Origin of the sequence: Cellulomonas palmilytica (assembly GCF_021590045.1) — a bacterium.
Classification (GTDB): Bacteria; Actinomycetota; Actinomycetes; order Actinomycetales; family Cellulomonadaceae; genus Cellulomonas; species Cellulomonas palmilytica.
The window spans coordinates 1,700,090-1,720,980 of sequence record NZ_CP062221.1 but is presented as its reverse complement, the minus strand read 5'-3'; the positions used below and the strand labels follow the sequence as shown (position 1 = coordinate 1,720,980).

15 protein-coding genes are annotated in these 20,891 nt (G+C 74.6%); 4 read left to right on the top strand and 11 right to left on the bottom strand.

Annotated features, from left to right (window positions below):
- Positions 1-8 precede the first annotated feature (8 nt).
- From F1D97_RS07950 to F1D97_RS07935, 4 genes are all read right to left on the bottom strand, one after another.
- Entirely contained in the window at positions 9-1,025 is a 1,017-nt protein-coding gene (locus F1D97_RS07950) for a hypothetical protein (RefSeq protein ID WP_236123291.1), read from the bottom strand.
- Positions 1,022-3,136, bottom strand: coding sequence for a hypothetical protein (locus tag F1D97_RS07945; protein WP_236123290.1), 2,115 nt, complete (start codon positions 3,134-3,136; stop codon positions 1,022-1,024). The genes F1D97_RS07950 and F1D97_RS07945 overlap by 4 nt, the downstream gene beginning before the upstream one ends.
- 237 nt (positions 3,137-3,373) lie before the next feature.
- On the bottom strand, positions 3,374-3,751 hold the full coding sequence (locus tag F1D97_RS07940; RefSeq protein ID WP_236123289.1) for an RICIN domain-containing protein: 378 nt from the start codon (positions 3,749-3,751) through the stop codon (positions 3,374-3,376).
- 342 nt (positions 3,752-4,093) lie between these two features.
- Complete coding sequence (locus F1D97_RS07935) at positions 4,094-5,116, bottom strand: exonuclease/endonuclease/phosphatase family protein (protein ID WP_236123288.1); 1,023 nt, start codon at positions 5,114-5,116, stop codon at positions 4,094-4,096.
- Between the two features lie 347 nt (positions 5,117-5,463).
- Between F1D97_RS07935 and F1D97_RS07930 the strand changes: the two genes are divergently transcribed.
- The 4 genes from F1D97_RS07930 (at position 5,464) to F1D97_RS07915 (ending at position 11,597) form a co-directional block, all read left to right on the top strand.
- Complete coding sequence (locus F1D97_RS07930) at positions 5,464-7,542, top strand: sensor histidine kinase (protein ID WP_236123287.1); 2,079 nt, start codon at positions 5,464-5,466, stop codon at positions 7,540-7,542.
- The gene (locus F1D97_RS07925; RefSeq protein WP_236123286.1) at positions 7,539-8,198 is read left to right on the top strand and encodes a response regulator; all 660 of its coding nucleotides are present in this window, start codon (positions 7,539-7,541) and stop codon (positions 8,196-8,198) included. Before F1D97_RS07930 ends, F1D97_RS07925 begins: the two co-directional genes overlap by 4 nt.
- A 530-nt stretch (positions 8,199-8,728) precedes the next feature.
- The gene (locus F1D97_RS07920) at positions 8,729-11,035 is read left to right on the top strand and encodes a hypothetical protein (protein ID WP_236123285.1); all 2,307 of its coding nucleotides are present in this window, start codon (positions 8,729-8,731) and stop codon (positions 11,033-11,035) included.
- A 139-nt stretch (positions 11,036-11,174) separates the two neighbouring features.
- Positions 11,175-11,597: a hypothetical protein gene (locus F1D97_RS07915; protein WP_236123284.1), complete on the top strand. Its 423-nt coding sequence runs from the start codon at positions 11,175-11,177 to the stop codon at positions 11,595-11,597.
- A 21-nt stretch (positions 11,598-11,618) separates the two neighbouring features.
- Here F1D97_RS07915 and F1D97_RS07910 read toward each other — a convergent pair whose 3' ends face one another.
- From F1D97_RS07910 to F1D97_RS07880, 7 genes are all read right to left on the bottom strand, one after another.
- Entirely contained in the window at positions 11,619-12,398 is a 780-nt protein-coding gene (locus F1D97_RS07910; protein WP_236123283.1) for an alpha/beta fold hydrolase, read from the bottom strand.
- Entirely contained in the window at positions 12,395-13,282 is an 888-nt protein-coding gene (locus tag F1D97_RS07905; protein ID WP_236123282.1) for an alpha/beta hydrolase, read from the bottom strand. The genes F1D97_RS07910 and F1D97_RS07905 overlap by 4 nt, the downstream gene beginning before the upstream one ends.
- Before the next feature lie 10 nt (positions 13,283-13,292).
- Complete coding sequence (locus F1D97_RS07900; RefSeq protein ID WP_236123281.1) at positions 13,293-14,177, bottom strand: HAD family hydrolase; 885 nt, start codon at positions 14,175-14,177, stop codon at positions 13,293-13,295.
- A gap of 14 nt (positions 14,178-14,191) precedes the next feature.
- The gene (locus F1D97_RS07895) at positions 14,192-14,533 is read right to left on the bottom strand and encodes a hypothetical protein (protein WP_236123280.1); all 342 of its coding nucleotides are present in this window, start codon (positions 14,531-14,533) and stop codon (positions 14,192-14,194) included.
- Positions 14,534-14,663: 130 nt separating this feature from the next.
- The gene (locus tag F1D97_RS07890; RefSeq protein WP_236123279.1) at positions 14,664-16,109 is read right to left on the bottom strand and encodes a glycoside hydrolase family 1 protein; all 1,446 of its coding nucleotides are present in this window, start codon (positions 16,107-16,109) and stop codon (positions 14,664-14,666) included.
- Positions 16,110-16,265: 156 nt separating this feature from the next.
- Positions 16,266-18,569: an alpha-xylosidase gene (gene yicI / locus F1D97_RS07885; protein ID WP_236123278.1), complete on the bottom strand. Its 2,304-nt coding sequence runs from the start codon at positions 18,567-18,569 to the stop codon at positions 16,266-16,268.
- A 66-nt stretch (positions 18,570-18,635) separates the two neighbouring features.
- Positions 18,636-20,732, bottom strand: a complete 2,097-nt coding sequence (locus tag F1D97_RS07880) for a beta-galactosidase (protein ID WP_236123277.1) — start codon at positions 20,730-20,732, stop codon at positions 18,636-18,638.
- Between the last annotated feature and the right edge of the window lie 159 nt (positions 20,733-20,891).

Below are 20,891 nucleotides of genomic sequence, written 5' to 3'. Positions count from 1 at the left end.
CGATCGTGTCAGGAAGCGGTCGCCGCCGTCACCACGAGCTCGCCCGCGAGCACGCGCACCTGCGCGTCCGAGCCCTCCGGCGGCACGTACAGGACGACGACGCCCGTGTACGTGCGCTTGAACTCCTTGGTCGCCGTGCTGGTTCCCGCGAGGGCCGCGTAGAACGGGTCCGACAGCGGGAGCGACGAGCCCTCCCCCGTGATCGTCATGCGCGCGACCGCGGAGAACGTGCCCGTCACGATCGCGCCACCGTCGACCGTCCGCAGCGACGTCGCGGGCACCGGGTCCATCGTGTAGCTCGTCGCGGCCTCGCCGACCGTGCCCATCGACGAGCGGTCCTGCGCGCGGACCTTCTCCATCTCGTCGACCAGCGGGCTGTCCGCGAACTGCTTCGCGTACTCGGAGGCGTCGGCGTTCGCCGTGACGTCCATGAACCGCTCGAGCGCGTCCGCCGGCGTCATCTGCAGGCTGTCGTCGTCGGCCGCGAGCTGCTCGGAACCCACGTCCGCGGGTGCCGTCGCCGGCATCTGCGCACCGGGCATGAGGCGCGCCCAGCCCCACAGCTTGTACACCGACCGCGGCGCGTCCTGCCGGAGCACGAGGATGCGCTGCGCCTGCAGGTCCTCGGGCTGCTCGGTCACGACGAGCTGCGTGCGCGACCACGCGGTCGTCTGCGGGACGACCATCGCGAGCGCCGTCGTCGGCAGGGACGTCGGCTGCTTGGCGCCGTCGGTCGCCGACGAGCGCACGTACTCGGCCGTGCGCATCGCGAGCGCGGGCCCCTCGACGCGCGGCTTCAGCGCGGTCGCGTCGAGCTTCTCGTCGGCGGTCGACAGGACGTCGCCGAGCGTGCTCAGCACGCGCTCGGACTGCGGGACGGACAGCGCGGCGGGTGCCACGGCCGGCGCGGCGGGGGCCGCGGGCTGCGGGAGGTCGGGCGAGCAGGCGCCGACGAGCAGCGCGAGCGTCGCCGTGGACGCCACGCCGACGAGGCGGCGGGTCGCGGACGTGCGCGGTGCGGTCATCGCTGTCCCTCCTGCGTCGGCGCGCCCTCGTCGGTGCCGGGTGCGGCCGGCAGGCCCCAGGCGCGGCGCCAGGCGTCGGCGCGCGACCCGGCGGTCTCGCCCGGGCTCGCGTCGGCGGCGGCGTCGGGGCCGGTCCGGCCGTCGGCACGGGCGCCGGTGTCCGGACCGGGTGCGGTCGGTGCGGTCGGCGTGTGCGGGACCCAGCCGCCGGGGCTCGGCAGCACCGGGCCGGTCGAGCCGGTGGGAGGCGGTGCCGGGGTCCCCGAGGGCGCGCCGGGGGTGCGGGCGCCGAGCCAGGACGGGCGGGTGCGGCCCGCGTGGTCCGCGGCCGAGGTCCCGGCGGCGCCCGCTGGTGCGGGTGCGGGCACTCCGGGCGTCGACCACGCCGCGGGCCGCGCCGACGAGGCGGGCGGGACCGACGACGCCGGACCGGACGCATCCGGGCTCGTGGGAACAGGGCCCGTGGGAACAGAGCCCGTGGGAACAGGGCGTGCTGCGGCCGCGTCCCTCGAGACCGGCGCGGAGGGAGCCGGCCCGGACGGCGCCGGTGCCCCGGGAGCCGAGCCTCTCGGAGCCGAGGAGGACGAACCCGCGGGACGCGGCGCGGCGGGAGACGGCGCTGGGGAGGACGGGCCGCCCACCGGGTACCCCGTGGCCGCGACCGGTGCCGGGCGGCCCGCTCGCGGGGTCGCGCTCGACGGTGCCCCGGAGGGCGTCGAGCCCGGCGGCGCCGGCTGCGGCGCCAGGAGGCCGGCCCGGGTCGTCGGGGGCTCGGAGGGCGCGGAGGGCGCGGAGGGCGCGGCGGGCGCCGGGTGCGCGGAGACGGGAGCCGGCCGGCCCGGGGTCTCGGGGACGACCGGGATCGCGGACGTCGGGGTCGAGCTGCCGCGCAGCGCGCGGCGGCTCGGCGGCCGCTGCTCGCCCGACGGCGCGACCGAGCCGATCGGGGTGGTCGGCGCGGACCGACCCGGAACCGCGGCCGCACCGGGCTCGGAGGCCTCGGGGCGGGGCGTGGCCGACGAGCCGACCGGGGCCGACGAGGCGGAACGCGCGTCGTCGGGCCGAGTGACCGGGGACGTGCCGGACGTGAGCGGTGGGATCGGTGTGAGGGCCGGCGCGGAGGAGTGCCGTCCCTCCTCGTGCGGGGCGTGCACGGTCTGCTGCGGACCGGTCACGCGCGGGACCGGTCCGGTCGGCGGACGACCGGTGCGCGCGGCCTCCTGCGCCTCGCGCAGCCGGCGGCGCGTCAGGGGCTGCCCCTCGGTCGCGGCCACGGGGACGCTGCCGGTGTGCACGGGCTCCCAGGTGCCGGTGCGGCGCGACGACCAGTCACGCAGCAGGAGCACGCCGGCGGCCGCGGCGATCAGCGCACCGACGACCACGCACGGCCACAGCCACGGCGTCGTGACGACGCGCGGCCACGAGATCTCGAGGGTCGGCGCGGCCTCGCCGCGGCTCACCGCGAGCAGGCTCCAGCGCCCGGGCTGCGCGGGCCACACGAGCTCGGCGCTGCCCTCGCCGGTCGCCTGGGCGACCCAGTTGTCGTTCCCGGCCGGGCTCGCCTGCGTGGGGACGGCGGGCGCCTCGGCTCCTGCGGTCGCCTTCGCGGTGGGCGTCGCGGACGGGGTCGCGGACGCCGCTGCCGTGGCGGCGGCGCTCGGGTTCGCCGTCGGGGAGCCGGTCGGCGCGGGCGTCGCCGCCGCGCTGGGGGCCGGCGTCGGGGCGTCGGTCGGGGCGGCGGTCGGCGCATCGGTCGGCGCATCGGTCGGCACGGCGGCCGCGTCGGGCGCGCCCGTCGTCGTCGCGAGCGCGTCCCAGGCCGACAGACCCGTGACGCGCGTGTAGTCGTCGGAGCCGACCCACCCGTCGACGTCCGTGTCACGGCCCACCACGACGACGACCTCGGCGCCGTCGGACGCCGTGACCCGCACGGTCGCGGGGTCGCCCCCGAGCTCGAGGACACCGGGGTCGGTCACGACGACGTGCGACGACGCGGTCGTCGTCGCGACCATGACGTCGTCGGCGCGCCACACGGTCGCGGACGCGACCCCGAGGCCGATGACGACCAGTCCGACGACGCCGGCGGCGGCCGTGATCACTCGCTTGCGCACGCACAGTCCTCTCGGGCGGAGACGCCCAGGATAGGCGCAGGACCGGTCGGGACGACGACATGACCGGACATATCCTCTGATACCGGGCGGGATCCGAGGTGACCTGCACGTCCTCTTCACGACTCGCCGACACCGCGTCGACGCGCGAAGCAGCCGTGCGGACCATGCGTGGTGCCGTTCGTCCGTGCAGTCGTGACGCCGGCACCGCACGGGCGGTGCCGGCGTCGTGCGACTAGCTCACGTCGGCACTCGCTCGAAGCGCCACTGCTGCCACGGCGCGTGGTTGCACTGGTAGATGATCGCGTCGTTGTAGTGCTTGTTGAGGCACATCCCGGTTGCGTGCCGGGGTGTGAGCTCGTAGTGGCCGTCCACTCCGACGAGCCTCCAGTGCTGGTTGAAGCTGGTGCTGAGGTAGGGGTCCTGGCAGACGCCTTGGATCACGTTCGTCCAGTTCTCCCAGCGGCGGTCGTAGACGTCCAGACACATGTCCGAGTGCCTCGCCCGCACCTGGTAGTAGCCGTACCCCACGGGCACGACGCGCCACTGCTGGTGAGCGCCTTCGCGACATTGCTCGACCCGTACGTCGGCGGCGTGCCGGAGGGAGGCGTACTGCACCGTCAGGCACTCGCTGCGGTCGCGGCTGACCAGCTGGTACCAGATCCCGGGAACGGGCTCCGCTTGTGCCGGTGCGCCGATCGCCAGCAGAAGAAGCAGCGCCGAGAGGGCTGCGAGAAGGGCGACCCGAGGACCGCGGCCGCGATGTGTGCGTCGACGAGCGCCGCTGGCGAGCGACGGTCGGTGTGTTGCCATGTTCCCTCCTGGGTGTGAGTTGCGTGATCCGATCGTGAGGAGGACTGCATCCCGTCGGTAACGGACGGCAGTCCCGTAGCGTCCGGGCACTTCTGGGCGTCCGCACGGGACGGCTCCGACCCGGGACGCGGGACACCGGACCGACCGCTACGTCGCCGGCTCGATCTGCACGAGCACCGCGCAGTGGTCGGACCACGCCACGTCGAGCGGAGCGCACAGCCCGTCCGGGTCGTCGACGTCCGGCTCGGGCAGGATGGCCGTGCGGGTGGCCCGGATCTCGTACCTGTAGTCCGTCTGATCGGTCCCGGACGTGGTCCCGGCAGTCGTGGGCGGCCCTGTCCGTGTGCCAGCGATGACGAAGTCGATGCCCATGTCGTTCCCCCGAAGGGGGTCCGAGGCGTCGTCGGGCGCGATCTGCCGGAATGACGGGAAGCCCTCGACGCCTCCGTTGAAGTCACCCGCGACGATCGGTGGGTACACGCGGGTCGAGTAGGGGTGGGCCTCGACGCGTTCGACGAGGTCGAGTAGTGCACGCCACGCGCCGTTGACCTCCGCGCCGTCGACGATCCGGGGATGCAGGTGCACGTTGTAGAACGTGAACTGCTCGCCGTCGGCGACGAACGCGAAGCGCACGTGGCCGGACTCGAAGGTCCTCTTCCTCACATCCGTCCGGAAGAAGACCGACGTCCAGAAGAGCCCGGCCCCGTCGAGGAGCGCGCAGGCGTCGGGTGCGTCCTGCGACGGCGTGCACGGGTAGCTCTTGCGGGGGTACACGCCGAGCACCTCTGGCTGCTTGTCGCCCTCGAGGACCGACGTCATGCCGGGCGCGGTGATGTTCCGCAGGCGCGCCGCGTTGTAGAGCACCGCTTGGCCCTGGACCAGGCCGGGGTGGTTCGAGGCGACCGCTCCGAGGTACGCGATCCGGTAGTCCACCCCGACGGCGTCCTTCAGGCCACGGATCAGGACCTGCATCGCCTCGTAGTCGTCGGGGTCGTCACCCGCCCCGAACCACCCTTTGCGTGCCGTCACCTCTTGCAGGGCGATGATGTCGGGCCTCCACCCCACTTCTTGGAGCCCGGCACCGATCCGTGCGTACCGTTCTCGCCACGCCATCTCGACGCCTGGGTCCCCGCCGAAGTCGGGTAGTGCGCCGGCGATGTTCAGCGTCATGATCGTCAGCTGGTACCGCTCCTTGACCAACGCCGACAGTCCCCCGCCCGACTCACCGCACGACGAGGCGAGCAGGAAGAGCAGGACGAGCAGAGCCGGAGCAGCTGCTGCCCGACGACGCGTCCGGGTCGACGGCTCGAGCGCCAGCACGCGGGGCGGATGAGGTGTGCGCATGCTCGAGTCTCATCGGCTGGGCTGAAGAGCCGTAAGGGCGCGTGGTCCTGCCGGGCCGGGAGGCTGTCCCGGCCAAGGGACGGCGATGTCCCGCGTACCTCGGGACGAGGCCCGTCCGTTCCGCAGACGCGTGTCCCGTGACGACGGGACGGCGGCAGTGACAGCCTTCGAGTATGGCGTCTGATGCCGTGGCGACCGGCTCGGGGCTGCACGGCGTCCTCGGGCGGGTGCCAGACGACCGCGTGAGACTCGCGGCGTGGACCGTCTGCGGGTTGTCCGTGCTCTGCGTGCTCGCGGACTGCGTGGTGCTCGCGATCACACAGCCCGCTGGCCCGCCACCATGGTGGGCGGAGGTCGCGGGTGTCCTGGGTTTCTCCGGCGCCCCGGTCGTCGGGGCCCTGATCGTGTCGAGGTTCCCGCATCTGGTCTACGGCTGGCTGTGGCTCGGCCTGGGGGCTGCGATCGGTCTTCTCGCCTGTATCGACGTCGCCGAGACGCGGATGCCGTCGTCCGACACGCAGCTCGGCTGGGCATCCGGAATGCTGATCGGCTGGTCGTATGTCGGTGCGCTGCTCTGCGTGATCGGGATCCTGCTCCTGTTTCCCGACAGCCGTCCGCCCTCGCCACGCTGGCGGTGGGTCATGCCGGCGGCCCTCTCGGCGGCCGTGATGACGAGCGTGGCGGGCCCGTTGACACCCGGCCCGCAGAACGGCGCCGCGCCCTCTCCGTGGGCCGCCTCCGGGGCGCTCGGCGAGATCGCCGTGATCATCGTGAACGCGGGCGTTGTCGTCCTGTTCGGTCTGATCCTGGCGTCCGCCGTCGCGGTGCCCTTGCGATGGCGCAGGGCCGACCCGGTCCAGCGCCGACAGCTGAAGTGGTTCGCGCTCGGAGCGGCGTGGTTCGCCCCTGCGTTCGTGCTCTCGGCTCTCCTGAGCGACGCCCTGCCGGAGCTCGTGACCGCGGTCGTGTTCTTCTCGCAGTTCGTCGTCCTGCAGGTCGCGGTGGGGATCGCGATGCTGCGGCACGGGCTCTACGACGTCGACCGGGTCATCAACCGGACGCTGCTGTACGCGCTGGTCAGCGGCTGCTTGGTGGTGCTGTACCTCGGTGTCGTGGTGGTCGCCTCGCTGGTGCTGGCCGATCACGTCGAAGGCGTACCGCAGGCGGTGGCGACGGCGGCGGTCGCCTTGGCGGTGCTGCCTGTGCGGGCCCGGGCGCAACGCGCGGTCGACCGGCTGACGTTCGGAAGCCGGGGTGATCCGTACGAGGTGCTGTCGCAGCTCGGTCACCAGGTGCAGGCCGCCGCCGATCCGCACGCCGTGCTCGAAGGCATCGTCAGGTCGGTCGCCGTCACGTTGAGGCTCCCGTACGTCGCGATCAGACCGCGTCGCGGTGACGATGACCTCCCGGGAGTCGCCTACGGCGAGGCACAGGGCACGCCGGTGCGCTTCGTCCTGACGCACCAGGGCGAGCCGGTCGGGGTGCTGCTGGCTGCCCCGCGCTCGGTACGCGAAGAGCTGACGCTGCCGGACCGACGGCTGCTGGCCGATCTCGCACGCCACGCCGGCGTGGCCGCGCACGCCTACCTGCTCGCCGACGACCTGCGCCGCTCGCGCGCCCACGTCCTGGCAACCCGCGAGGAGGAGCGCCGACGCCTCCGCCGAGACCTGCACGACGGGCTCGGCCCGACGCTCGCCGCGGTCGCGCTCGGACTCGACACGGCGCGCCGCCGGCTCGACGACCCGGAGCGCGTCGCGGCCATGCTCGCGAGCTTGAGCACAGAGCTGCAGAACGCGATCGAGGAGGTACGGCGCCTCGCGCACGACCTGCGCCCACCCGCGCTCGACCAGTTCGGCCTCGTCGAGGCCATCCGCGGCGACGCCCGGCGTTTCGAGACCGAGGCCGGAGCCGGCGCCAGAGCCCTGTCGATCCGGGTCGACGCACCGCCGACCACGCCGCCGCTTCCGGCCGCCGTGGAAGTGGCGGCGTACCGCATCGTCGGCGAGGCCCTCACCAATGTCGTGCGGCACTCCGGCGCCCAGCGGTGCATCGTCAGCGTGAGCTTTGACGACCGCCTCCACCTCGAGATCACCGACGACGGGCGCGGCGTCCCGCCGGAGCACCGGCGCGGCGTCGGGCTGTCCTCCATGGTGGAGAGGGCGGTCGAGGTAGGTGGTCGGTGCGAGATCGACAGTGCGGACCGCCAGGGCACTCACGTTCGCGCAGAACTTCCTCTGGAGGCACCGACATGACCGAGCCCATGCGCGTGCTGATCGTCGACGACCACCCGATGTACCGCCACGGCCTGCGCGCGGCCGTGGAGGACGACGCCTGCCTCGAGGTGGTGGCTGACGCCGCCGACGGAGCGAGCGCCGTCGAGCTGGCTCTGGAGCTCCAGCCTGACGTCATCGTGATGGACCTGAAGATGCCCGGGGTGAGCGGGGTCGAGGCCACCCGGGCCATCACGTCGGCCAGCCCGCACATCGCGGTCCTCGTCCTGACCATGTTCGACGAGGACGACTCTGTTTTCACCGCCATCCAGGCGGGTGCGCGGGGCTACTTGCTCAAGGGAGCCGGGCCCAGTGAGATCGTGCGAGCCATCCACGCCGTCGGCCGCGGGGAGGCGATCTTCGGACCCGCGGTCGCCCTCCGGGTGCTCGACGCCTTCAGCGGTCGGTCCGCACCTGCCCGAGTCGCCTTTCCCGAGCTGACGTCGCGCGAGCGCGAGATCCTCGACCTGGTCGCACGGGCGAGCACCAATGGAGAGATCGCACGCCAGCTCCACCTCAGCGACAAGACCGTGCGGAACCACATCTCCAACATCCTCACCAAGCTTCAGGTCGCCGACAGGGCGCACGCCATCGTCCGCGCGCGCGAGGCAGGCCTCGGTCGAGGGACGCCGACGTGACCCTCGTTCCCGTTCACTGCGTCGCGGTCGGCAGATCTGCGCTCGAGCCGGAGCCGCGCGCCGGGCCACGAACGCGCGAGGGGCGGCCGCCTGCTCCGATCGGCTCGGTGCAGCGCAGGTCAGCTTCGGGCCTGGAACAGGCCGGCCGGACCGCGTCAGCAAGGTTCTGACGCCGACGCCTGTCACCTCGGTCCCCTGCGCACACGTGCTGGTGGCGCCGGCGCCCGAGGCGAGAGGTACGAGACACCGGAGCAGACCCTGTCGGCTGCCCGTCCGCGTGAGCACCCTCGGCGGGCGCTGGACGCTCGGCACCGATCTTCACCGGTCGTCGTCAACGGCGGCCGGTGGTCGGGCACCGGCCCGACCGGATGACCACGCTGGCGGTGAGCGCCATGCGTGAGCCGCTCAGCGTGGGGCACGGCAGGCGCAGCCACTATCCTGGCCGAGGGCCCGGAGCTGCCGTCCACGTGCGCCGGCGGCTCGGCGACATCCGCCATCAGCCCGGCCCACACCACCGAGGAGGAAGTCTCGTGCCCGAAGCCCGGCCGCAGTTCCCCGTCGTCAACTTCCGCGGGTACGAGCGCGAGGCGGTCGACTCCCGGATCGCGAGCCTCGAGCAGTCGCTCGCGGACACCCGCGCCCAGGTCGAGGCGCTCGACGCCAAGTCGCTCCAGATGGCCGGCGAGCTGTCCGAGGCCCACCGCCAGCTCCGTGAGGCCGAGCGCCCCACCTACTCGGGCCTGGGCTCGCGCATCGAGCAGCTCCTGCGCTCCGCCGAGGAGCAGTCCTCCGACGTCGTCACCCAGGCGAACGCGCAGGCCGCCGACGCGCTCGCGCGGGCCAAGCTCGCCGCCGGGCAGCTGCGCGCCCGCGCCGAGAACGAGGTCGCCGAGCTGCTCGCCACCGCGCGTCGCGAGGCCGAGGAGGTCCGTTCGACCGCCGCGACCGAGGCGGAGAGCACGCTCGTGGCCGCGCAGCGGCGGGCCGAGGAGCTCGTCGGCTCCGCCGAGCGTGAGGCCGCGCGGATCCAGAGCGCCATCACGACCGAGGAGTCCGAGCGCCGCACGACGCTCGAGCGCGAGCTCGGCACACTGCGCGCGACGGTCGAGCACGAGGCGACGCAGCTGCGCGTCGCGACCGAGCGCACCGCCAGCGAGCTGCGCACGCGCACCGAGGCCGAGACGACGGCGCTGCGCGACGAGGCCGACCGGTACGCGCAGGACCTGCGGCAGACGGCCGACGAGGAGACGACGAACCTGCGCACGCGCACCGAGGCCGAGGCCGCCGCGTTGCGCGCCGACGCCGAGCGGTACGCCGCCGAGCTGCGCGCGACCGTCGCCGTCGAGGCCGCGCAGGTGCGCCAGGAGGCCGAGCACGCCGCCACCACGCTGCGCACGCAGGCGCAGGAGTTCGCCGACAGCACGCGGGCCGCCGCCGAGCGCGACGCGACCGCACTGCAGCAGCGCGTGGCCGCCGAGGTCGCCGCGCTGCGCACCGAGGCCGACCAGTACTCGGCGTTCGTGCGCGCGCAGGCCGACCGGGAGACCGGCGAGCTGCGGGCGAGCGTGAACGACGAGATCGCGGCGCTGCGCCAGCAGGCCGACCAGGAGGTCACGCTCACGCGCACCGAGGCCGAGCAGTACGCCGCGGAGATCCGCGCGGCGGCCGAGCGCGAGGCGACCGAGCTGCGCGAGCGCACCGCGTCCGAGGCCGCGCACCTGCGCGAGACCACCGAGCGGGAGACCACCGAGCTGCGCGAGACGACCGCGCGGGAGACCACCGAGCTGCGGGCGACGACCGAGCGCGAGACCCGCGAGCAGCGCGAGCAGACGCGCCTCGACACGGAGCGCGTCCTCACCGAGGCCCGCCGCTCGGCCGCCGAGACGTTCGCGAACGCGAAGGCCCGCGCCGACGAGCTGGTCCGCGAGGCCGAGCAGCGGCTCGCCGACGCCGAGCTCGAGATCGCGTCGCGCCGCGAGGCGAGCGAGCGCGAGGACGCGGCCCGGCACGACGCGGCCCGGGTCGAGACCGAGCGCCTGGTGCGCGACGCCGAGGCGCACGCGGCCGACGCCGAGGAGCGCGTGGCCAAGGCCCTCGTGCACGCCGAGAAGGTCCGCGTGGACGCCGAGACCCACGCCAAGGAGCTGCTGGCGAACGCCCGCCGCAACGCCGACAAGGTGGTCGCGGAGGCCCGCGAGCACGCCGAGAAGCAGATCTCGGAGGCCATGACCGAGTCGGAGCGCGAGCGGACCACCGCGGCGCGTCAGGTCGAGGACCTCAACCGGCAGCGCGAGTCGATCACGACGTACCTCGACGAGCTGCGCGGCCTGCTCGGCAGCGAGCCGACGAGCGCGTCGGTCGAGCGCGCCCGGCGTGCCGAGGCGGAGTTCGCGGCCGCGCACGGCCCGGCGAAGGCGGCACCCGCGGCGCAGGCCCCGGCCGCCGCAGCCGCAGCGCCCGCCCCGGCCGCGGAGCAGACGTCGGCCCCGAAGGCCGCCAAGGCCCCGGCACCCGCCCGCCCCGCGGCGAAGGCCCGCGCGAAGTCGCGGCCCGCACCGCTCTCGGCGGCGCCCGCGCCCGTCGCGGTCGAGGCAGCCGCCCCGGCCGACGAGCCCGCCGCGGGTCAGGAGGACGAGCCGCAGACCGCCGAGCAGTCGGCGGAGCAGCCGGCCGACCAGGCGAGCGCGAGCGGCACGGAGCAGACCGCCGAGGGCACGGCCGAGCAGCTCTCGGAGCCGAGCGCCGACGAGCCCGGCGAGCAGACCACCGACGCGCCCGCCGAGCACGCCGACGCGCAGGCGCCCGAGCAGCACGACGAGCAGGTCGGCTCGCACTGACGCACCAGGTGGTGGCCGGCTCGACCGGGCCGGCCACCACCGACCCCGGGCCGCGCGGTCGTCGGGACCACGACCTCCGCTCGGCCCGCACCCGCCCGCGGCCTCAGGTCCGGGCGCCCGACGACCGATCAGGACTTCCATGAGCGACACCGACGCCGCGCGCTGGCGCGAGGACCGCCGCGAGGCCGCGCACGCGCACGCCGAGGCCCTGCGGCGGCGCCGCGAGTCGGAGTCGACGCAGGCCCGCGCGATGATCGCGGAGTTCCTCGCGCACGCGCGCGAGCACGGCCCCGAGCCGGAGCCGCTGCGCGTGCGGACGTACGACGGCCGTGCCCGCTACCGCACGCCCCTGCTCGGCTGGTACCTGCGGTTCGACGAGACCGTCGCGATCGACACCGACGGCGAGTTCTACGTGCTGCGCACGCCCCCGAGCGTCGTCGGGCGGCTGCGCGGCGTGCGCCCGGAGCCGTCGGACCCGCCGCTCGTCATCGGTGCGGGCGGCAAGGACGGCGAGTCGATCGACATGAAGGACGCGCTCGCGCGGCTGCGCACGGGGTCTTGAGCCTCGGTCCCGAGGGCGACCTCAGGACGAGGCCGCGCGCTGGACCAGGTCGCTCAGCGCCGCGGCGACCGCGGCGGGCTGCTCGACCGCCGACATGTGCCCTGAGCGCGGGACGACGACGAGCTGGGCCTGCCGCGCGGCGGACGCGAGGTGCTGCGCCGCCTCGACGGGCGTGACCGCGTCCTCGTCGCCGACGACGACCGCGACCGGTCCGGCGAAGGCGGCGAGCACGTCCGTGCGGTCGGGGCGCGACGCCATCGCGCGCTGCGCCCACGCGACGCCCGCGGGCGACTGGTCCTCGATCCACGCGGCGAGCTGCGCGCCGACCTCGGGCTGCGCGGAGCGCGTCGACTCGCCGACGAGCGCGGTCGCCATGCCGCGCACCGGCTCGACCGACCCGGTGGCCTCGGCCTGTTCAGCGATGCGCAGGCGGTTCGCGCGCGCCTCGTCGGTGTCCGCGGTCGACTTGGTGTCGACGAGCCCGAGAGCCGCGACGAGCGCGGCGCGCCGCTCGGCGAGCGCGAGCGCGACGTAGCCGCCCATCGACAGCCCGACGACGACCGCGCGCGTCACGCCCGCGTCCGCGAGCTCGGCCGCGACCCGGTCCGCGGCGGCCTCGATCGACGGCTCCGGGAGGGCGTCGTCGGCTCCCCCGGCGCCGGGCAGGTCCGCGGCCAGGACGCGCGTCGGCACGCTGAGCTGCTCGGCGACGGCGCGCCACATGCGGTGGTCGAGCGGGAAGCCGTGCAGGAGCACGACCGCGAGGCCGTCTCCCCCGTCCCGCAGCACGTGCAGCGTCATGCGTCCTCCTCGACCGCGTCGCCGCGCTCGTCGTCGGCCTCGTCGGCCTCGTCGTCGGCACGGTCGTCGGCGCCGTCCATGGGTGTCGCCGCCACGGCGGCCGCGGTCGTCGCCGGCCCGTCCCACGTGGTCGGGAGCGGGGCGTGGCCCGGCAGGACGTGCGCGACGACCTCGTCGAGCACGCGGCGCACGGCCGGCTCACCGACCCACAGGTGCTTGGCGCCGTCGACGCCGATGACCTCGGCCTGCGGGACGCGTGCGAACCGGGCCCGCGCCTCGTCGGGACGCAGGTAGTCGTCGAGCTCGGGCACGAGCACGACGAGCGGGCGGCCGAACGCGGCCCACGCGTCGAGGTCCGCGTCGGTCGCGCGGTGCAGCGGCGGCGAGAGCAGGATCGCGCCCTCGACCGACGGGTCGTGCCCGTGCATGAGCGCGAGCTCGGTGCCGAACGACCAGCCGACGAGCCACCGGCGCGGCAGGTCGTGGAACTCGGCGTACTCGATCGCCGCGGCCACGTCGAAGCGCTCGCCGTCTCCCCCGTCGAACGCGCCCTCGCTCGTCCCGCGCGGGCTCGACGTGCCGCGCGTGTTGAACCGCAGCACCGCGAGGTCCGCCAGCGCCGGCAGGCGCCAGGCGGCCTTGCGGTAGACGTGCGAGTCCATGTAACCGCCGTGCGTGGGCAATGGGTGCAGCGTCACGAGCGTCGCGGCCGGCGTCGCGGGGCCGCCGTCCGGGCCGAGGGGCCGCGCGAGCTCGCCGACGAGCGTGAGGCCGTCGGCCGTGTGCAGCTCGACGTCCTCGCGGTGCGCGGGCAGGACGGTCAGGGAGCGGATCTCGGTGGTGCCGCCGGCGGTGGGGCCCGCGGTCGGGGTCGTCGTGCTCATCGCGACGAGCCTATGCCAGCTCCCCGACGCGGCCACCGGTCGTGCGCGTCCCGCCCTGGGCGAGCGCGGTGGCGTGCTCGAGCACGGCGGCGACCCCGTCCTCGGCGTTGGCGGGGCACGTGTGCCGCGCCCCCGCGCGCACCTCGTCGTACGCGTTCGCCACGGCGAACGACTGTCCCGCCCACGCGAGCATCGGCAGGTCGTTGGGCGCGTCGCCGCACGCCCACACGTCCCGCGCGGTCAGGCCGCGCTGCTGCGCCCACGCGGCGAGCGCGCCCGCCTTGGTGACACCGAGCGCGCTGACCTCGCCCAGCCCGACGGCCCCGGAGTCGGCGACGAGCGCGGCGCTCCCGACCGCCCGCTGCACGACGCTCGCGTGCCCCGCGCCGTGGTCGGTGCGGGTGCGGACGAGCAGCTTGAGCGTCGAGGGGGTCAGCACGTCCTCGATGCGGGCCGCGGCGGGGAAGCGCTCGGGCAGCACGTGCGCGTCGACGTAGCCGTGCTCGGCCGCGAACCCGTGCACGCTCTCGACCGCGAGGTGCACCTCGCCGAGCGCGTCGCGCAGCGACTGCGCGAGGGACGCGACGAGCGTGGCGGGCATGCCGTGCTCGGCGAGCACGCGACCCGTGGCGACCTCGACGACCGCGGCGCCGTTCGCGCAGATCGCGACGCCGTGTCCGGCGACGTGCGGCGCGAGGTCGGCGAGCCAGCGCGGCGGGCGCGCGGTCACGAACACCACCTCGATCCCCGCGTCCTCGGCCGCCCGCAGCGCTGCGGCCGTGCGGGGCGAGACGGCTCCGGCCGGGTCGAGCAGCGTCCCGTCCAGGTCGGTCGCCAGCAGCCGCGGCGCACGCGTGGGCCACGTCGCGGCGTGGCCGGGCCGAGGCTGAGGCACGGGGACCGGCACCGTCACTCGCCCCGCGGCGTGCGGCGGGTCGTGGTGCGGGGCGTCGCGCGCGTCGTCGGCGCGCGCCGGCCGCGGGCGTCGAAGCACGCCGCGTGCCAGTGCCGCCGGTCCTCGACGCCCGCGCCGCGCCAGTCGTCGGTGCGCCACGCGACCACGTGCGCGGTCCCGGCGGGCACGAGCTGGTCGCACCCCGGGCAGCGGTAGTCGCGCTCGCCGCCGCGCACGCGCTGCACGACCCACTCGCCGTCGGGCGCGTCCTGCACGGTGCGGCCGCCCGTGGCGCGCTGCACGTCGAGCGGGACGTGCTCGGCGCCGTACGGGCGCTTGGTCGAGCGGCGGGCCATGCGCCGATCCTCCCCGATGCGGGCCGTGGACGACGAATCGGAGCCGGGTGCGTCCGCCGACGGCCGTGCCCGGCGGCGCGCAGGGCGTCACCGGGCACGGCGGGTGGTATGCCGGCTGGTACGGCGGGCGTCAGAGCGTCGCGGCGGACTCGATCGTCGGGACGGCGCGCGTGCGCACGAGCTCGGCGAACCAGCGGCCGGAGTCCTTCACGGTGCGCTCGAGCGTGTCGTAGTCGACCCGCACGACGCCGAACCGGCGGTCGTAGCCGTACGCCCACTCGAAGTTGTCGAGGAAGGACCACACGAAGTAGCCGACGACGTCGACGCCCTTCTCGATGGCCTCGCCCACGGCGTCGACGTGGTCGTGCAGGTACGAGACGCGCTCGACGTCGTGGACGCGGCCGTCCTCGGAGACCGTGTCGTAGAACGCGGCGCCGTTCTCGGTGACCGCGAGCGGCAGGTTCGGGTAGCGCTCGTGCAGCTCGACGAGCAGCTCGACGAGGCCCTCGGGCTCGATGTTCCAGCCCATGGCGGTGTGCGGGCCGGGCTGCGGGAGCCACTCGGCGTGCGTCGCGCCCACCCACGGGGAGTTGACCGACGAGCGGTGGCCGTCGGGGCCGGGGGTTCCGTCGCCGACCGGCGGCGTGCCGTGCTTGACCCGGCCCGTGGAGTAGTAGTTCACGCCGAGCACCGCGAGCGGGACCTTGATGAGGTCGAGGTCGCCGTCGAGCACGAACGACCAGTCGGTGATCGACTCGGTGTCGGCGAACACCTCCTTGGGGTACTCGCCGTCGACGACGGGGCGCAGGAACACCTCGTTCGCGATGGTGTCGATGCGGCGCTTGGCCTCGACGTCCGCGGGGTCCTCGCTCGCGGCGCGGGTCACGTGCAGGTTGAGCGTGATGGACACGGGCGTGTCCTCGCCGAGGACGTCCTTGATCTCCCGCGCGGCGAGGCCGTGCGCGAGGTTGAGGTGGTGCACGGCGCGCAGCGACTTCTCGTCGTCCGTGACTCCGGGCGCGTGCACGCCGCTCGCGTACCCGAGGAACGCGGAGCACCACGGCTCGTTGAGCGTGGTCCACAGGTGCACGCGGTCGCCCAGGACCTCGGCGACCTTGCGCGCGTACTCGGCGAAGCGCAGCGCGGTCTCGCGGTTGGCCCAGCCGCCCGCGTCCTCGAGCGGCTGCGGGAGGTCCCAGTGGTACAGCGTCACGACGGGCTTGATGCCCGCGGCGAGGAGCCGGTCCACGAGGTCGGAGTAGAACGCGAGGCCCGCCTCGTTGAACTCGCCCGAGCCGGTGGGCTGGATGCGCGGCCACGCGAGGGAGAACCGGTACGCCTGCAGGCCGAGCTCGGCCATGAGGGCGACGTCCTGCTCGACGCGGTGGTAGTGGTCCGCGGCGACGTCACCGGTGTCGCCGTTCAGCACCTTGCCGGGCGTGCGGGAGAACGTGTCCCAGATCGACGGTCCGCGGCCGTCGACGTCGACGGCTCCCTCGATCTGGTAGGACGCGGTGGCCGAGCCCCACAGGAAGTCGGCAGGGAACTGGCGGCCGGACGGACGCGTCGTGGTCATGGCGGGGTCCTTCGGGTGGCTGAGAGGTGCCCCGCGCGACGAGGGGGTCGACGCCGCGCGGGCCGCCGGAACCGGTCCCGGCGGATCGAATCGTTACGATACCCGACGGGTGCCCCGCCCGACCAGCGGCGGTCGTCCGTCCGTCGAGACGATACGTCAGGCTCCCGGGTCGACGAGCTCCACCACGACCCGGGACGTGCCCGCGGGTGCGCTCTCCGACACCGCTCCCGACTCGCGACCCGGCTCCACGCTCACGTGCCACGGCGCGGTCGTGCCCTCGGCGACGACCCGCACGCGCGTCCCGTCGCGCTCGACCGTGAACCACACGGGCGCGCCGCCCGACGACGACGGCACGCGGGTGCGGCTGCGGTGCCCGTCGGGCAGGTCGAACAGGCGCAGGGTCAGACCGTCGGCCCAGTCCGTGTCCGGCCGGTCCGTGCGCGCGCCGAACGGCAGGACGGTGCCGGGCCGCACGTACAGCGGCAGCGAGCTGAAGCCGTGCCGCTCGTGCACCCACCGCGGCCCCGTGACCTGGGAGCCGTCGAGCAGCGACGTCCACGTGCCCTCCGGCACGTACACGTCCACGTCTCCGTCCGCGCAGAACACGGGCGCGACGAGCAGCGCGTCGCCCAGCATGTACTGCGTGTCCACCGTCGCCGCGCCGCGGTCGCCCGGGAACTCCAGGACCATCGGGCGCATCACCGGCACGCCCTGCTCGTGCGCCTGCTCCCCCAGCTCCGCCAGGTACGGCATGAGCCGGTGCTTGAGGTGCGTGAACGTGCGCGTGACGTCCACCGCCTCGTCGTCGAACGCCCACGGCACGCGGTAGGAGTCCGAGCCGTGCAGGCGGCTGTGCGACGACAGCAGCCCGAACGCCACCCAGCGCTTGAACACCGCCGGGTCGGGCCGGCCCTCGAAGCCGCCGATGTCGTGGCTCCAGTACGCGAAGCCCGACGACGCGAGCGACAGCCCGCCGCGCAGCTCCTCGGCCATCGACACGAACGTCGACTCGCAGTCCCCTCCCCAGTGCACCGGGAACTGCTGGCCGCCGGCGGTCGCCGACCGGGCGAACAGCACCGCCTCGCCCTCGCCGCGCTCCGCCTCGAGCAGGTCGAACACCGCGCGGTTGTACAGGTGCGTGTAGTAGTTGTGCATCCGGTGCGGGTCGCCGCCGTCGTGCCACACGACGTCCGTGGGGATCCGCTCGCCGAAGTCCGTCTTGAACGCGTCGACGCCCTGCCCCAGCAGCTCGCGCAGGTAGCCCGTGAACCACGCCGCGGCGTCGGGGTTCGTGAAGTCGACGAGCGCCATGCCCGCCTGCCACATGTCCGTCTGCCACACCGAGCCGTCGGCGCGTGTCACCAGGTAGCCGCGCTCCTTGCCCTCGGCGAACAGCCGCGAGCGCTGCGCGATGTACGGGTTGATCCACACGCAGATCCGCAGACCCTTGGCCTTGAGCCGGGACAGCATCCCCACCGGGTCCGGGAACGTCGCCGGGTCCCACACGAAGTCGCTCCAGTGGAACTCGCGCATCCAGAAGCAGTCGAAGTGGAACACCGACAGCGGCAGGTCGCGCTCGGCCATGCCGTCGACGAACGAGGTCACGGTGGCCTCGTCGTAGCTCGTCGTGAACGACGTCGACAGCCACAGGCCGTACGACCACGCGGGGACGCGGGCCGGCCGGCCGGTCAGCGCGGTGTACTTGCGCAGGATCTCCTTGGGCGTCGGCCCGTAGATCAGGTAGTACCGCAGCCGCTGGCCCGCGACCGAGAACTGCGTGCGCGAGACGACCTCGGTGCCCACCTCGAACGACACGTGGCCCGGGTCGTCGACGAACACGCCGTAGCCCGCGTCCGACAGGTAGAACGGCACGTTCTTGTACGCCTGCTCGCTCGCGGTGCCGCCGTCCGCGTTCCAGATGTCGACGCTCTGGCCGTTCTTCACGAACGGGCCGAACCGCTCGCCGAGCCCGTACACGTGCTCGCCCACGCCCAGCGAGAGCTGCTCGTGCACGTACGCCTCGCCCGTCGCGTCCGTGACGATGCCGATGCTGCGCGGCGTCGACGACGTGAGCACGCGTCCGTCGCCCGCGAACTCCACACCCCACGCGCCCTCGGTGCGCACCGTCGCCGTGAGCGCACCCGAGCGCACCTCGGCCGTGCCCGTGCCCGGCTCGTGCGTGATCTTCAGGTCCGGCGTGGAGCTCGCGACCTCGAACCGCGGGCCGCGGTCCACCGCGCCCTGGTGGTGCTCGACCTGCACGCCGATCACGTCGTCGAGCGGGGAGGTGAACGTCACCGTCACCAGCGGGCGGTTGAGGGTGTCGCCGCGCGTCGTCAGGGGTGCGGTCGAGGACCACACCGTCAACGACTCGTCGTCGGCCCGGACGTCGGCCACGTCGCGGGGGCGCAGCACCTGCACGCCCGGGAGGGTGAGCCAGTAGCCGTCGGTGAACTTCATCGCAGTGCTCTCTCTCGTCGAGACGACGCGGGTGTCGAAGCGGTGGTGGGTCTCGTGGGGCGCGGGTCAGCCCGGCGGGGTCGCGACCGGGTCGCCCGCGCGGGCGCCCGCGACGACCGCCGCGCCGCCCGGTGGCAGGCGCAGCACGCCGTCGGTGACGCGCGCGCCGAGCAGGTCGCGCGCGTGCGCGGCGAGCTCGACCGCGCGCTCGTCGGACGCGTGGTTGAGCAGGAACACGAGGTCGCCGCGCTGCGCGACCTCGACGCCGTCGGGCACCAGCGGCAGCGGTCCGTGCACACCCGCGGCTGCGGCGCAGTCGAGCAGCACGCGCTCCAGCACGCCGGGGTCCGGGACCGTGGAGACATACCAGGCCTGGCCCCCGCCGGGCAGGACCCGGCGGGTGAGGGCGGGCGACCCCGCGAGGTCACCGTCGTCGTACGTCGCGAGCACCTCGGCACCGCGCGCCGTGAGCCGCTCCGACCACACGCGGGCGACGTGATCGCCGTACGTCGCGCTGCGCACGGTGACGCCCGCGTCGGGCAGCGGGCGCCACTCCTCGCCCGCGACGCCGAGCACGTCCGTCCACGGCCCGGGGAACAGGCCGGTGCGCACGCGCGTCGTCGGGTCCTGCACACCGCTGAACGGGCCGACGAGCAGCACGCCGCCCCGCTGGGGGACGCTCGCGATCGACGCGGCCGCGGCGTCGGACACCAGCGGGAGCGACGGGACGACGACGAGGTCGTACGCGTCGAGCTCGGCGTCGGACGCCACCACGTCGGTGGCGATGCCCGCGCGCCACAGCGGCCGGTGGTACGCCTCGAGCTGCTCGACGACGCGCAGCCGGTCGGACGGGCGCGCCGGCAGCTCACCGGCCCACATGGCCGGCCAGTCGACGACGAGCGCGGCGCGCGCCGGCACCCGTGTCCCGACGACGTCGCCGAGCCCCGCGAGCAGACGGCCCTGCTCGCGCACCGCCCGGTGCAGGTGCGTGTCCGGGCCGGCGTGCGGCAGGAGCGCCGAGTGGAACGACTCCGAGCCGGCCGTGGACTGCCGCCACTGGAAGTAGCAGACGCCGTCCGCGCCGTGCGCGACCGCGCGCAACGAGTCCTGCAGCATCTGCGCGGTCGTCTTCGGCACGTTGTGCGGGCGCCAGTTCACCGCGCCTGCGGCCTGCTCCATGAGCAGCCACGGCTCGCCACCGCCCACGCCGCGCGTCAGGTCGTGCGTGAGCGCCGAGCGCGCCGGGCTCGCCGGGTCCTGCGGGTCGCCGTAGTGGTCGTCGGACACGACGTCGAGGTCCGCGGCCCACGAGTGCTGGTCGACACCGCCGAAGAAGCCCATGAAGTTCGTCGTGACGGGCGCGTCCGAGCCCGCGCGCAGCACCGCGGCCTGCTCGCGGTACAGGCTGCGCAGCTGGTCGGAGGAGAACCGGCGCCAGTCGACATGCTGCGCGGGGTTGTGCAGGTAGGGCACCGCGCGCGGCGGGACGACCTCGTCGAACGAGCGGTAGCGCTGGCTCCAGAACGCCGTGCCCCACGCGTCGTTCAGCGCGTCGACGTCGCCGTACCGCGCGACGAGCCAGCGGCGCAGCGCCGCGGCGCACAGGTCGCAGAAGCACTCCTGGCCGAACTCGTTGCCCACGTGCCACAGCGCGAGCGCCGGGTGGCCGGCGTAGCGCTCGACGAGCGCCGTGGCGGCGCGCAGCGCGGCCTCGCGGTACTCGGGCGCGGACGGGCAGAAGTGGTTGCGCGACCCGACCGACATGCGCACCCCGCGCGCGTCGACGGACGAGGTCCGCGGGTGCAGCGCCGCGAGCCACGGCGGCGGGGACGCGGACGGGGTCGCCAGGTCGACGGACACCCCGTTCTCGTGGAGCAGGTCGAGGACCTCGTCGAGCCAGCCGAACGCGTACTCACCGGGCGCGGGCTCGAGGACGGACCACGAGAAGACCCCGACGGTCACGAGGTTGACGTGCGCCTCGCGCATGAGCGCGACGTCCTCGCGCCACGTCGCGCGCGGCCACTGCTCGGGGTTGTAGTCGGCGCCGTACAGGACCCTGCGTCCGCCCGGGTGCCCGCCCGGGTGCCCGCCCGGGTGCCCGCCCGGCCGGCAGGCCGGGCGGTGCGTCAGGGAGGCGAGGCCGCGGCGCGCGGGGGCGGTCATCGAGGTCCTCCTCGGGTGGGGAACGCGGTCGACCGCGCATCGTCGAAGCGCTTCAACGCACTGTGGTCGATGATGCTAGCCACGGCGGACGTCCGGCGTCCACATAGCTGCCACATCCGCACAGAACGACCCGTCCGCCCCGTCCGCGGGTGAATCGAA